11 protein-coding genes are annotated in these 14,113 nt (G+C 66.5%); all 11 read right to left on the bottom strand.

All coding sequences use genetic code 11. The features are described from left to right. Window positions 1–2: 2 nt before the first annotated feature. Window positions 3–392, bottom strand: coding sequence for an SHOCT domain-containing protein (locus tag M1D40_RS07565; RefSeq protein ID WP_341392793.1), 390 nt, complete (start codon window positions 390–392; stop codon window positions 3–5). 469 nt (window positions 393–861) lie between these two features. Continuing rightward, window positions 862–2,373 carry a pyruvate kinase gene (gene pyk / locus M1D40_RS07560; RefSeq protein ID WP_341392792.1) on the bottom strand — a complete coding sequence of 504 codons (1,512 nt, stop codon included), beginning with the start codon at window positions 2,371–2,373 and terminating at the stop codon, window positions 862–864. 66 nt (window positions 2,374–2,439) lie between these two features. Next, on the bottom strand, window positions 2,440–2,844 hold the full coding sequence (locus M1D40_RS07555; RefSeq protein WP_341392791.1) for a PadR family transcriptional regulator: 405 nt from the start codon (window positions 2,842–2,844) through the stop codon (window positions 2,440–2,442). Window positions 2,845–2,846: 2 nt separating this feature from the next. Continuing rightward, window positions 2,847–3,296: a hypothetical protein gene (locus M1D40_RS07550; protein ID WP_461170729.1), complete on the bottom strand. Its 450-nt coding sequence runs from the start codon at window positions 3,294–3,296 to the stop codon at window positions 2,847–2,849. A 97-nt stretch (window positions 3,297–3,393) separates the two neighbouring features. Further along, window positions 3,394–4,851, bottom strand: coding sequence for a glutamate synthase subunit beta (locus M1D40_RS07545; RefSeq protein WP_461170728.1), 1,458 nt, complete (start codon window positions 4,849–4,851; stop codon window positions 3,394–3,396). Further along, window positions 4,844–9,433, bottom strand: a complete 4,590-nt coding sequence (gene gltB / locus M1D40_RS07540; protein WP_461170727.1) for a glutamate synthase large subunit — start codon at window positions 9,431–9,433, stop codon at window positions 4,844–4,846. Before gltB ends, M1D40_RS07545 begins: the two co-directional genes overlap by 8 nt. A gap of 189 nt (window positions 9,434–9,622) precedes the next feature. After that, complete coding sequence (lgt, locus tag M1D40_RS07535; RefSeq protein ID WP_461170726.1) at window positions 9,623–10,663, bottom strand: prolipoprotein diacylglyceryl transferase; 1,041 nt, start codon at window positions 10,661–10,663, stop codon at window positions 9,623–9,625. Beyond that, the gene (trpA, locus tag M1D40_RS07530; protein WP_341392786.1) at window positions 10,663–11,496 is read right to left on the bottom strand and encodes a tryptophan synthase subunit alpha; all 834 of its coding nucleotides are present in this window, start codon (window positions 11,494–11,496) and stop codon (window positions 10,663–10,665) included. The genes lgt and trpA overlap by 1 nt, the downstream gene beginning before the upstream one ends. Beyond that, on the bottom strand, window positions 11,493–12,908 hold the full coding sequence (gene trpB, locus M1D40_RS07525) for a tryptophan synthase subunit beta (protein ID WP_341392785.1): 1,416 nt from the start codon (window positions 12,906–12,908) through the stop codon (window positions 11,493–11,495). Before trpB ends, trpA begins: the two co-directional genes overlap by 4 nt. A 70-nt stretch (window positions 12,909–12,978) precedes the next feature. Continuing rightward, window positions 12,979–13,809: an indole-3-glycerol phosphate synthase TrpC gene (trpC, locus tag M1D40_RS07520; RefSeq protein ID WP_461170725.1), complete on the bottom strand. Its 831-nt coding sequence runs from the start codon at window positions 13,807–13,809 to the stop codon at window positions 12,979–12,981. Then, on the bottom strand, window positions 13,810–14,103 hold the full coding sequence (locus M1D40_RS07515) for an HGxxPAAW family protein (protein ID WP_341392783.1): 294 nt from the start codon (window positions 14,101–14,103) through the stop codon (window positions 13,810–13,812). Between the last annotated feature and the right edge of the window lie 10 nt (window positions 14,104–14,113).

Genomic DNA, 14,113 nt, shown 5'->3' with positions numbered 1-14,113 from the left:
GTCTAGGCAGCAACAACTCTGTGCTTGATGGCCTGGAATTCATCCGGGGTGATGGCTCCGGCGTCCAAAAGGTCCTTCGCCTTGGTTATCTCATCACTGGGGCTGCTCCCGGCAACCCGGCGAATATACGCTTCGGTTGATTCCCTGCTCGCCTGGGCGTCTTCCTGTGCCCTCTCATTCATCCCCTTGCCGCGGGCGATGAGATACACGAGGACTGTGAGGACCGGAAAGAACAGCAGAAAAATCAGCCAAATGGCTTTTCCCCAGCCGCTCATTCCGCGGTCCCGAAAAAGGTCGCTAATGACTGCAAACAGCGCCATGAGGTACGCAAAGAAAACCGTGGCCGCGAAGACCCACCAAATGATGCTCCAAAAGTCGTCCCAAAAGTCCATGTCTGGCCCTGCCTTCCTGTGTGTGCCGGCCCGGGCGGGCCGCTCTCCTGCCCAAACAGCTGGTCTGGTTTCCCACCCCGGGCGTGCCGCCTGCTGCGGACCGAGGCATTCCCCCGCCCTGTCCCAGCAACGCAGTCCTAACAAGTATGGATTTGACCGAGATCCGAGCACTTCACCCGTAACAGGTGAAATGTCCGGACCGGCAGGAAGCCCGCCGGCTCGCCGCAGCGCCGGTTCGGTCAAGGTGGACCCCCCGGTCCTGGCTGCGGTGGGCAATCAGGGTGAGGTTTCTACGGGTCCCGGGTCGGTTGCGTTGGCCGGGGAGGCCGGGCCGGGCAGATTGGCATATCTGGAAAAGTGGATATGTTCGGATGGAATTGGATAGCCAAATGAGAAAAAGCTGCCCGGCGGGGGAAACCCCGGCCGGGCAGCTTTCCTGCATCAGGACCGCACAAGCGGTCAAACCACATTAGATGGATTTGGCCTTGCCCTTGTTGGCGTTCTTGACCGGCCACGGGCCGACCTTTTCCTTCACGCGCATCTGGCCCTCGAGCCGCTGGCCGGCATCGGCGATGTCGCCCACCTTGTGCACCTTGACGGTGTTGGTCGATCCGGCCTGTCCGGGAGGCGAACCGGCAGCAATGACGACGAGGTCATCCAGTTCAACCAGTTCATTCTCGATCAGGGTGCGGTCCACCTGGGCGGTCATCTGGTCGGTGTTCTCGGCGAACTCCACCAGCATCGGCTGGATGCCCCAGAAGAGGCTCATGTAGCGGTAGGTCTGCTCCACCGGGGTGAAGGCCAGGACGGGCTTCTTCGGGCGCAGGCGGGAAAGCCGGCGGGCCGAATCCCCGGACTGGGTGAAGGTACACACGTACTTCGCATCCAGCTGGTCGGCAATTTCGACGGCGGCACGGGTGATGGCGCCACCGCGCGTTCGCGGCTTGGAGCCCAGGGCCGGAACGCGGTTCAGGCCGTGCTCTTCGGTGGACTCGATGATCCGTGCCATGGTGGTCACGGTTTCGATCGGGTACTTGCCCACGGAGGTCTCTCCGGAAAGCATGACCGCGTCGGCCCCGTCAAGGACTGCGTTGGCGCAGTCCGAAGCCTCGGCGCGGGTGGGGCGCGGGCTGTCGATCATGGATTCCAGGACCTGGGTGGCCACGATGACCGGCTTCGCCCAGCGGCGGGCCAGCTCAATGGCGTTCTTCTGCACCAGGGGAACGTCTTCCAGCGGAAGCTCGACGCCCAGATCGCCGCGGGCAACCATGATGGCGTCAAACGCATCAATGATCTCCTCGATGGCGGCGACAGCCTGCGGCTTCTCCACCTTGGCGATAACCGGTACGCGGCGGCCTTCCTCGTCCATGATCTCGTGGACGCGGCGAACGTCGACGGCGTTGCGGACGAAGGACAGGGCTACCATGTCGACGCCGGTGCGGATGGCCCAGCGAAGGTCGGCCTCGTCTTTGTCGCTCATGGCGGGAACGCTCACGGCAACGCCGGGCAGGTTCAGGCCCTTGTTGTTCGATACGGCTCCGGGAACGGTTACCTCGGTGACAACCTTGACGCCGTCTACTGCGGTGGCTCGGACTGCAACCTTGCCGTCGTCGATCAGCAGGGTGTCCCCCACGCTGACGTCGTTCGGCAGGCCGGTGTGCGTGGTGGAGACAATGTCCTTGGTGCCCGGCACGTCCTCAATGGTGATCGTGAAAACGTCACCCTTGTTGAGGTAATGCGGACCGTCCACGAAACGGCCCAAGCGGATCTTGGGGCCCTGAAGGTCGGCGAAAATGCCAACGGGCTTGCCCAGTTCCTCGGAGGCACGGCGCACGTTGTCGTACACGGACTTGTGCACGTCGTGATCGCCATGGCTCATATTCATGCGGGCCACGTCCACGCCGGCGCGCAGAACGGCGACGGTGTTTTCATAGCTTGCGATTGCGGGGCCAAAAGTGGCCACAATTTTTGCGCGTCTCATATGATCCAGCCTAGTCGCCCGGCGGCGATTCCGCATGGAGACGGGCCGCAGACGTCGTGCCCGGCGTCAACTGTTACCCGTGTTTTTACTCTCACCCGCCGCCGAAGGGTCCTCTGCCGGATCGTGGGCGGGGAAAGGCACCAGGCTGCGATTGATTCCGGCGAGGAACCGGGAACCCTCACGGGTCAGGGACAGTTCCTTGCGCTTGGCTCCGGTACGGGCTGCGTCAACGTCGGTACTGTGCAGGAATCCTGCGTCCTGGAGCCGCTTCAGGGTCCGGTAGAGGCTGCGCTCGGTGACGGTCCATCCGGTGCGGGATGCGACATCCGCTGCGATTGCGGCCACCGTTGCCGGTGTCCGGGCAGCCACGGCGCTCAGCACCACCGGCGTCAGCATGGATTTTTTGTAGGTTTCCACCCATGATTCGATCCGGGACTGAACCCATTCCTGTTCCTCCGCGGGATGGTGCATTCTCAATCCTCCCAGCCGCGGCCCAGGACGCTGCCGGTGAGATGGATGAGCAGCCCGAGTCCCCAGGCGGCACTCATGAGCAGAGTTGCACCGAACCACGGCGTGGCCAGAAGCTCCTGCGCAACGGCCCCCTCTCCCCCGGATGACCCCAGGCTCACGGCCCGGAGTACGGCATGGGCGTTGAAGGACGTGGTGACAGCAGCGAACGCAATGGCATGGGCCACGGCAAAGCCGAAGCGGATACGCAGCAGCTTCCGGCGGCTGAGCACCATCCAGGCGGCGACCCCCGCCGCCGCGGCAGCGGTGAGAGTCCCGGCGAGGAGGCCAACCTCTCCCCCGGTCAGGGCGATGGCTGCCTGGATGAGCAGCATCGCCGCGGCCAGGCCGAGGAGGTAGGGCAGCAATACGGACCGTGCATTGACGGCGGGCGGGGGCACTATGTGTGTAGTCATGCAGGCACTGTACCGCTGGAACAGTGCCTGAGGAAGGGGTCTGCAGGAACAGCAAAAATCCACGTAGTGGCTGCCGCTCGTGCAGAACCCGGACGGGTTACAGCGGGGAGATGGCCCGGTCCGTGGGCGCCACCGGCGCCGGCAGGCGGGTGGAGCCCATCAGCCACTTGTCGACGGCGGCGGCGCAGGCCCGCCCCTCGGCTATCGCCCACACGATCAGCGACTGGCCGCGGCCGGCGTCGCCCGCGGCAAACACCCCGGGGGTCCCGGTCATGTAGTAGCCGTCGCGCACCACATTGGAACGCTCGTCAAACTCGGTTTTGACCTGTTCCGCCAGTCCGGCCGGTTCCGGCCCGGTGAAGCCCAGGGCCAGGAACACGAGGTCCGCGGGCAGCACGCGCTCGGTGCCGGCCTTGGGCACGCGCCGTCCGTCCACGAACTCGGTTTCGGCGATCTTCACGCCGGTCAGCTGTCCGTTCTCCCCCACGAACTCGACGGTGGAGGCCAGGTAGGTCCGTTCCCCGCCTTCCTCGTGGGCACTGGCGGTCTCGAACAGGGTCGGGTACATCGGCCACGGCTGGTGCGCGGCCCGCTCGGCCGGCGGCTGGGCCCCGATCGCCAGCGTGGTGACCGAGGCTGCCTGCTGCCGGTGGGCCGTACCCAGGCAGTCGGCTCCGGTATCGCCGCCGCCGAGGATGATCACGTGCTTGCCCTCGGCTGAGATCTGGTTCCGGACCTGCTCCCCCGCTACAACACGGTTGGCCTGCACCAGGTACTCCATCGCGAAATGCACGCCGTCCAGTTCGCGTCCGGGGATCGGAAGGTCGCGCGGCACGGTGCTTCCGGTGGCCACCACGACGGCGTCGTAACGCCGGCGCAGCTGCTCCCAGCTGATGTCACGTCCCACTTCGACGCCGGTGCGGAACCGGGTTCCTTCGGCGCGCATCTGGTCCAGCCGGCGGTCCACCTGCAGCTTCTCCATCTTGAAGTCGGGGATGCCGTAGCGCAGCAGTCCGCCGATCTTGTCGTCGCGCTCGTACACGGCCACGGTGTGGCCGGCGCGGGTGAGCTGCTGCGCGACGGCGAGTCCCGCGGGGCCGGAGCCGACGACGGCGATCGTCTTGTCGGTAAGCCGCTCCGGTGCGTGCGGCGTCACCCAGTTCTCGTCGAAGGCCTGGTCGATGATCGAGACCTCGACCTGCTTGATCGTCACCGCCGGCTGGTTAATGCCCAGCACGCAGGAAGACTCACAGGGCGCCGGGCACAGCCGCCCGGTGAACTCCGGGAAGTTGTTGGTGGCGTGCAGCCGCTCGATGGCTTCGCGGCCCTTGTCCCGGTACATCAGGTCATTCCACTCCGGAATGAGGTTGCCCAGCGGGCAGCCCTGGTGGCAGAACGGAATGCCGCAGTCCATGCAGCGCCCGGCCTGTTCCTTCAGGACGCCCTTTTCCTGGGCTTCATAGACCTCTTTCCAGTCCATGATGCGCACCGGTACGGGCCGGCGCGGCTGGGTCTGGCGTTCACGTACTTTCAAGAATCCGCGTGGGTCAGCCACCGGTTACCTCCAAAATTCGGGTCCATGCTTCGGCGCCGTCGGGGTCAAGACCCGCTTCGGCTGCGGAGGCGCGGGCGTCCAGCACGGCCGCGTAGTCACGCGGCAGCACCTTGGTCATGCGGCGGGCAGTGGCAGGGAAGTCCTCCAGCAGGGACGCCGCGAGAACGGATTCGGTCTCCTCGACGTGCCTGATCAGCAGGCCGCGGACAATGTCCGCGTCTTCGGCGTCCAGCGGTTCCAGCCGCAGTTCGCCCTTCTGGATTGCGTCCTTGTTCATCCGTTCGGGCACCAGCTCCAGCAGGTACGCCGTGCCGCCGGACATGCCCGCGCCGAAGTTGCGTCCGGTGGGGCCCAGGATCAGGGCCTGTCCGCCGGTCATGTACTCGCAGCCGTGGTCACCGATGCCCTCGACGACGGCGGTGGCCCCGGAGTTGCGGACCAGGAACCGTTCACCCACCTGGCCTCGCAGGAACATCTCACCGCTGGTGGCGCCGTACCCGATGACGTTTCCGGCAATGACGTTGCGCGCGGCGTCGAACACGTTGGCGCGGTCCGGGCGGACGATGATCCGGCCGCCGGAAAGCCCCTTGCCCACGTAGTCGTTGGAGTCGCCGAGCAGGCGCAGCGTGATGCCGGCCGGCAGGAAGGCGCCCAGCGACTGTCCGGCCTGGCCGGTGAGGGTCACGTCGATGGTGTCGGTGGCCAGGGTGTCGATGCCGAAGGTTTTGGTCACCGTGTGCCCGAGCATGGTGCCCACCGAGCGGTCGGTGTTCACCACGTCCAGGGTGATGCGCACCGGGTTCCGGTTGGCCAGGGCATCGGCGCTCATCTCGATCAGCTTGTTGTCGAAGTGCGAGTCCAGGTCATGGTTCTGCGGCACCATGTTGCGCAGGGGCGCCCCGTTTTCCACGACGTCGGAACCGCGCAGCACGGGCTCCAGGTCCAGGCCGTCGGCCTTCCAGTGGTCAATGGCTGCCTTGGTGTCCAGCAGTTCGGTGTGGCCGATTGCCTCCTCCAGGGAGCGGAACCCGAGCTCGGCAAGGATCTCGCGCACTTCCTCGGCCAGGAACTCGAAGAAGTTCACCACGAATTCCGGCTTGCCGGAGAAGCGGGCCCGCAGTTCCGGGTTCTGCGTGGCCACGCCCACCGGACAGGTGTCCAGGTGGCAGACGCGCATCATGATGCAGCCCGAGACCACCAGCGGAGCGGTGGCGAAACCGAACTCCTCGCCGCCGAGCAGCGCGGCAATCACGACGTCGCGCCCGGTCTTGAGCTGCCCGTCCACCTGCACCACCACGCGGTCGCGCAGTCCGTTGATCATCAGTGTCTGCTGGGTTTCGGCGAGGCCGAGCTCCCACGGGGCGCCGGCATGCTTGAGCGAGTTCAACGGCGAGGCGCCGGTGCCGCCGTCGTGCCCGGAGACGAGGACGACGTCGGCCTTGGCCTTGGTCACGCCTGCCGCCACGGTGCCGATACCGGCTTCGGACACCAGCTTCACGTGGACCCGGGCGCTCGGGTTGGAACGCTTGAGGTCGTAGATGAGCTGGGCGAGGTCCTCGATGGAGTAGATGTCGTGGTGCGGCGGCGGGGAAATGAGCCCGACGCCGGGCGTGGAGTGCCGCGTGCGGGCCACCCACGGGTAGACCTTCTGCGCCATCAGCTGGCCGCCCTCGCCGGGCTTGGCGCCCTGGGCCATCTTGATCTGGATGTCATCGGCGTTGGTCAGGTACAGGCTGGTGACGCCGAAGCGGCCGGAGGCCACCTGCTTGATGGCGGAGCGGCGCTCGGGATCCAGCAGCCGTTCCACGTCCTCGCCGCCTTCGCCGGTGTTGGACTTGGCGCCCAGCCGGTTCATGGCAATGGCCAGGGTCTCGTGTGCTTCCTGCGAGATGGAGCCGTAGCTCATGGCGCCGGTGGAGAAGCGCTTGACGATGCTGGAAACGGGTTCCACTTCCTCGATCGGCACCGGGGTACGGTCAGCCGTCCGGAACTCGAGCAGCCCGCGCAGGGTCATCAGCGACTTGGACTGGTCGTCCACGCCGTTCGTGTAGGCCTTGAAGATGTCGTAGCGGCGTTCGCGGGTGGCGTGCTGGAGCCGGAACACGGTCTCCGGGTTGAACAGGTGCGGCGGACCCTCGCGGCGCCACTGGTATTCCCCGCCGTTCTCGAGCGGCCGGTGCGGATCCTCGATTTCGTCGTCGGGGTACGCGCTGGCGTGCCGGGCGGCGGCTTCGGCGGCGATGACGTCCAGGCCGACTCCGCCGAGCTGGGACTGGGTGCCGTGGAAGAACTCATCCACCAGTTCCTGGCCCAAACCCAGGGCCTCGAAGGTCTGGGCTCCGCAGTAGGAGGCCACGGTGGAAATGCCCATCTTGGACATGATCTTCAGGACGCCCTTGCCCAGGCCCTTGATCAGGTTGGACACGGCCTCTTCGCGGCTGACCCCGGTGATGTCACCGTTGCGGACCAGTTCCTCGCAGCTTTCCATGGCCAGGTACGGGTTTACCGCGGAGGCGCCGTAGCCCATGAGCACGGCCACGTGGTGCACCTCGCGGACGTCGCCTGCTTCGACCAGCAGCGAAATCTTGGTCCGGTTGGCACTCTTGAGCAGGTGGTGGTGCACGGCGGAGAGCAGCAGCAGCGACGGGATCGGCGCCCACTGGGCACTGGAATCGCGGTCGGAGAGCACAATGTACTCGATGCCGCGGTTCACGGCCCCGGAGACCTTTTCGCAGATCTCGGCGATGCGGGCGCGCAGTTCGGCTTCGCCGCCCTGCGGCCGGTACAGTCCGCGCACCTTCAGCGAGATCTTCTCGCCGTCGTCGTTGGTCAGCTTGGCGATCTTGGCCAGCTGGTCATTGGTGATGACGGGGAAGTTCAGGGCGATCTGGCGGTTGCGGACCTGGCCGGTTGCCAGCAGGTTCCCCACGGGTCCGATCGAGGCGCGCATGGAGGTGACCAGCTCCTCGCGGATGGCGTCCAGCGGCGGGTTGGTGACCTGGGCGAAGGACTGCACAAAGTAATCGAACAGCAGCCTCGGGCGCTGGGAGAGTACGGCAATGGGGGTGTCCGAGCCCATGGCGCCGAGCGGCTCGGCGCCGGTGCGGGCCATCGGACCGAGCAGGATGCGCAGTTCCTCCTGCGTGTAGCCGAAGGTCCGCTGCCGCCGGTTGATGGACGCCTTGGTGTGCAGCACGTGTTCGCGCTCGGGCAGCTCTTCCAGCGAAACCTGGTTTTCCCGCACCCAGTCGGCCCACGGATTGGCGGCGGCCATCTCGGCCTTGATTTCGGCGTCTTCGATCAGGCGGCCGGCCTGGGTGTCCACGAGGAACATTTTCCCCGGGGACACGCGGCCCTTGCGGACCACCTTGGCCGGATCGATGTCCACCACGCCAACCTCCGAGGCCAGGACCACCAGCCCGTCCTCCATCACCCAGTAGCGGGCCGGGCGCAGCCCGTTGCGGTCCAGGACCGCACCCACCTGCGTGCCGTCGGTAAAGGACACCGCGGCGGGACCGTCCCAGGGCTCCATCAGCATGGAGTGGTACTGGTAAAACGCGCGGCGGGCCGGATCCATGGTGGCGTGGTTTTCCCAGGCCTCGGGAATCATCATCATGATCGCGTGCGTGATGGGCCGGCCGGAGAGCATCAGGAGTTCGGCCACCTCGTCGAAGGATGCCGAGTCCGAAGCGCCGGGGGTGCAGATCGGGTACAGCTCTTCGGGAGTGTCCCCCAGCAGCGGGCTCTTCAGCTGGGACTGCCGGGCGCGCATCCAGTTCCGGTTGCCCTTGACCGTGTTGATTTCGCCGTTGTGCGCAATGGTGCGGAACGGCTGGGCCAGCGGCCAGGACGGGAAGGTGTTGGTGGAGAACCGGGAGTGGACAATGCCCAGCCGGGTCTTGAACCGCGGATCCGAGAGGTCCGGGTAGAACGGCTCCAGCTGGGCGGTGGTGAGCATGCCCTTGTAGACCATGGTCTTGGAGGACAGGGACGGGAAGTACACCCCGAACTTGTTCTGGGAGCGCTTGCGGACTCGGAAGGCGCGGGCATCCAGGTCGGAGGCGTCGCCGTCGGCCGGGGCGAGGAACACCTGGACAAAGTGCGGCATGCAGGCCCGGGACATGGCTCCCACCAAGTCGGCGACGATGGGCACTTCGCGCCAGCCCAGCACGTCGAGGCCCTCGGATTCAGCGATGGATTCCACCCCTGCGCGGGCGGTTTCCTGCTCGCGGGCCTCGGTGGGCAGGAACGCGGTGCCGACGGCGTACGTGCCGGCGGCAGGCAGGTCAAAGGCGGTGACTGCACGGAAGAACTCGTCGGGTACCTGGGTGAGCAGTCCGGCGCCGTCGCCGGTTCCTTCGTCGGCGCCTACGGCGCCGCGGTGTTCCAGGTTGCGCAGGGCGGTCAGGGCGGCGTCAACGATGTCGTGCCCGGGCTCTCCGCGGAGGGTGGCGATGACGGCCAGCCCGCAGGCGTCTTTTTCGTTCTCGGCGCGGTACAGCCCGGTGTCGGCCGGAAAACCGGCGAAGCGGGTGAACGGCGAAACAGCGGAAGCTCCGCCGGGCGGAAACTGGTCAGTCATGAGAGGTAAGTCCTTCCCCCTGATTGAGCGGTGGGAGGGGACAACGCTGGCCCCACGGCGGAAGGCAGAGACATTCCGCGGTGTTCAGTACTTCACCTCAAAGGGGGTCGGGGTTGTTCCCGCGGTCCCTTCAGGGGCGGCCACGGCTACGTGGCAGAAGCACCGGCGAAGGAGGTAACCCGACCGGTGCTACTTGGCAGTACCCGGAGTTCCGGGCTTGCGAGAACCAGTGTCCTCGTTTTTTGTCTCTGCGAGATTAGCACGCGACTGTGACGCAGAAGACGCAGCGGCCGAATTCTGTTGTTCTGTTTCGATCTTGTGATCTTCCGGTAACGCTGCGGTTTCTGCCGCCGGTTCGTGTCCGGGCAGGTACAGGGACTCGTTTCCGCCCTTGCGGGCGCGGAAAGTCAGGTAAATGAACATTGCCAGGGAGAACACGAACAGCGCCGAACTGGTCCAGACGTTCAGCCGCTGTGTGACGCCGAAGAACGTAATCATTTCAGCGTCGTCGATGCGCAGAATCTCGATCCAGAGCCGGCCCAGGGTGTAGTAGGCGGCGTAGACCCAGAACAGGCGCCCGCCGCGCAGCCGGAACTTTTTGTCCAGGGCCAGCAGCAGTACGACGCCGGCCAGGCACCACAGCGACTCGTAAAGGAAGGTGGGGTGGAACAGGGTCCCGGGTGCCGTCCCGTCCGGGAAGTTGGGGTTGTTCGCATCGATTTCCAGTCCCCAGGGCACATCCGTGGGGCTGCCGAAAAGCTCCTGGTTGAACCAGTTGCCCCAGCGGCCCACGGCCTGCGCCAGCAGCAGGCCGGGAACCCCGACGTCGGCGAAGGTGGAGAGCTTGATACCGGCGCGCCGGCAGCCGATCCAGGCGCCCACGGCACCGAGCGCCACGGCACCCCAGATACCCAGCCCGCCCCGCCAGATCTGCGGAATCAGGGAGAGGTCCCCGTCGGCCCCGAAGTAGGCGTCAGGCGAGGAGACCACGTGGTAGAGCCGGCCGCCGATAATGCCGAACGGGATGGCCCAGATGGCAATGTCCCAGACGGCTTCTTCGGGCAGGCCCCGGCGCTTCCAGCGGGTGGACGTCATCCACAGAGCCAGGATGATGCCGGCCAGGATGCACAGCGCGTAGGTGTGGAGCGTGAGGGGGCCCAGCGAGAAGCTGCTGAAGTCCGCGGGCGGGCTGGGGATGCTGGCCGGAGCCGTCACGGACATCAGGTTCATTAGTTGCTCTTTCGGGTTCCGGTGCTGAGTTCACGGGTGAGGTCGGCAACGGCGGGGACGCCGCCGTCGCGCAGTGCGGCCACCAGTGCGGTGCCGACGATCACGCCGTCGGCGTAGGCGCCGATTTCCCGGACATGCCCGGAGTTTGAGACGCCCAGGCCCACGCAGACGCGCTGAGCACCGGCTGCACGGGCGGCCGAGACGACGTCCTTCGCTGCCGTGCTCACGGAGCTGCGGGCACCGGTGACGCCCATGATGGACACCGCGTAGACAAAGCCGCGGCTCGCCGCGACGGTGCTCTTCATGCGTTCCGGGGTGGAGGACGGAGCGACCAGGAAGACCCGGTCCAGACCGTACTTGTCCGAAGCCTCCATCCATTCCGACGCTTCGTCGGGAATGAGGTCCGGAGTGATCAGGCCCGCTCCCCCGGCTTCGGCCAGGCGGCGCGAGAACTCGTCCACGCCCATCCGCACCACGGGGTTCCAGTAGGTCATGACCAGCACGGCGGCATCGGTGGCGGCAGTGATGCCGGCGACGACGTCAAACACCTCGGAGACGCGGAAACCCTGTGCCAGGGCCTGCGTGGTGGCTGCCTGGATGACGTGTCCGTCCATGACCGGGTCGGAGTACGGGATGCCGACCTCGATGAGGTCGGCTCCGTTTTCCGCGAGGGCGATTCCGGCGTCGATGGTTTCCTGCACGGACGGGAATCCGGCGGGCAGGTAGCCAATCAGTGCGGCGCGGCCGTCCGCCGCGGCCCGGTCAATGGCTGCTGCGGATTTGCTGCGGGCGTTGGTTCCCGAGCCGGACGTGTTGTGAACGGCGGTGCTCACAGCTGTTCCCCCTCTTTGGCGATTTCGGCTTCGGCGGACTTCTCGTCCAGCAGGTTGAACCATTCGGCGGCGGTGGCAACGTCCTTGTCGCCGCGCCCGGAGAGGTTCACCAGCACGATCTTCTCCGAGGCGTCCCCGGTGTTCCCGGCCGCGGCCTCATCGGCGAGCCGCCGGCCCACCTTGATGGCACCGGCCAGGGCGTGGGCGGACTCGATCGCGGGAATGATGCCTTCGGTGCGGCAGAGCAGCTGGAAGGCGTCCATCGCTTCGGTGTCCGTGATGGCCTCGTAGGAAACCCTTCCGATGTCGGAGAGGTAGGCATGCTCGGGGCCGACGCCGGGGTAGTCCAGGCCGGCGGAGATCGAGTGGGATTCCACCGTCTGGCCGTCTTCGTCCTGCATCAGGTAGGAGCGGGCGCCGTGCAGCACACCGGGGCGGCCCAGGGTGATGGTGGCGGCATGGCGGCCGGTGTCGACGCCGTCGCCGCCGGCTTCGAAGCCGTAGATCTTTACCTCTGGGTCATCCAGGAAGCCGTGGAAAATGCCGATGGCGTTGGACCCGCCGCCGATGCAGGCACAGACGGCGTCCGGCAGACGGCCGGTCTGCTCCAGCATCTGCGCGCGTGCTTCCTCGCCGATCACTTCGTGGAAGTAGCGGACCATGGCCGGGAACGGGTGCGCTCCGGCAGCGGTGCCGAGCAGGTAGTGGGTGCTGTCCACGTTGGCGACCCAGTCCCGCAGCGCCTCGTTGATGGCATCCTTCAGTGTCTGGGACCCGTGGGTGACGGGGATGACGGTGGCGCCGAGCAGTTCCATCCGGGCGACGTTCAGGGCCTGCCGGCGGCAGTCCTCCGCTCCCATGTAGACCACGCATTCCAGGCCCAGGAGAGCGGCGGCGGTGGCGCTGGCGACGCCGTGCTGGCCGGCCCCGGTTTCAGCGATCACGCGGGTCTTGCCCATGCGCTTGGCCAGCAGGGCCTGACCGAGCACGTTGTTGATCTTGTGCGAGCCGGTGTGGTTCAGGTCTTCGCGCTTGAGGAAGATCCGCACGCCGCCGGCGTGCTCGGCGAAGCGCTTGGCTTCGGTGAGCAGCGAGGGCCGGCCGGAGTAGTTCTTGTTCAGGTCAGCGATCTGCGCCCGGAACTCCGGATCGGCCTTGGCCTTTTCGAAGGTGTCTTCCAGTTCGTCCAGGGCAGCGATCAGGGATTCGGGCATCCAGCGTCCGCCGTACTCGCCGAAGTACGGGCCGGGGGCGTGGCGCAGCGAGCCGTGGGTGTTCAGGAACGCGTCGGCCACCTCCTCCGTGACAGCAGCCGCGGCGGCGCGCTCAGCGGCGTCCGACGGAGCAGTGGAGGTGTTGGCGGACGTGGGTGCAGCCTCGGCTGCGCCTGTCTGTTCCGGATTCCCGGTCATGGAGCTGGTTCCTGTCCTGCTTTGGTCCGGACGGGCGGACCCGCCCGGACAGGGAGTTGTTGCGTTCTTGTCAGCCTTTGCCGTGCCCGCGGGCGGCCAGCGCGTCGCTGCCGGTCTGCATGAATTCAGCAATAGTGGCCGCAGGATCGTTGTGCCGCACCAGTGCTTCGCCCACGAGGACGGCATTTGCCCCTTCGGAGGCGTACTGCTCGACGTCGGCTGCGTCCCGCACGCCGGATTCAGCCACGATGACGGCGGCTGCGGGGATGCTGCCGGCCAGCGAGGCGAAGACGGAGCGGTCAACGTCCAGCGTTTTCAGGTTGCGTACGTTGACGCCGATGATCCGGGCGCCCACCGCCGCGGCGCGCTCGATTTCCTCGGCCGTGTGGGTTTCCACCAGGGCGTTCATCCCCAGCTCATGCGTGAGGTCCAGGAAATCCTGAAGCCGGGCATCGTCCAGGGCTGCCACGATCAGCAGCACGAGGTCGGCGCCGTGGGCGCGTGCTTCCCAGATCTGGTACTCGTCCACTGTGAAGTCCTTGCGCAGCAGCGGGATGTTCACAGCCTTCCGGACGGCGTCGAAGTCGGCGAGTGAACCGCCGAAGCGGCGCTCTTCTGTGAGTACGCTGATGACCGCCGCCCCGCCGTCGGCGTAGCTGGCTGCCAGGGCGGCCGGGTCGGCGATGTCGGCGAGGGCACCCTTGGAGGGGCTGCTGCGCTTGACCTCAGCGATGACACGCAGCTGCGTGCGCGGGGTGTCGCCGCCGCCCAGGGCGGCATACGCGTCGAGGGCAGGAGCCGCCGCGCGGGCGCGCTCCTGCATCTCCTCCAGCGGAACCGCCCGCCGGCGTGCCTCAAGGTCTTCGGCGACGCCGGCGACGATGTCGTCCAGAACGCTCACTTAGTGACCGTTGTTGGAGAGCTTCGATCCGCCTACGCCGTAGCCGGCCTTCCGCAGGATGAAGCCGACAAGGAGGCCGACCAGCATGACGCCCAGGCCCACGATGAACCACAGCGTGCTGGCAGCGATGAAGGCGATGCTCGATACAAGGGCGCCGGCCATCATGATGAGCACGCAGGTCCATGCGGCGGGGGTGTTGCCGTGGCCGATGGTCTCGTCGTGGATGCTGGCGTGACTCTCAGCCGCGTTTTCCGGCTTGTGGTCGACGTTGGTGTCAGTGGCGTTTGAGCCCATGGTAAATCTC

The organism is Arthrobacter sp. Z1-15 (assembly GCF_054792395.1).
The sequence above is the reverse complement of the archived record's forward strand: the minus strand, read 5'-3'. Positions and strand labels throughout refer to the sequence as shown.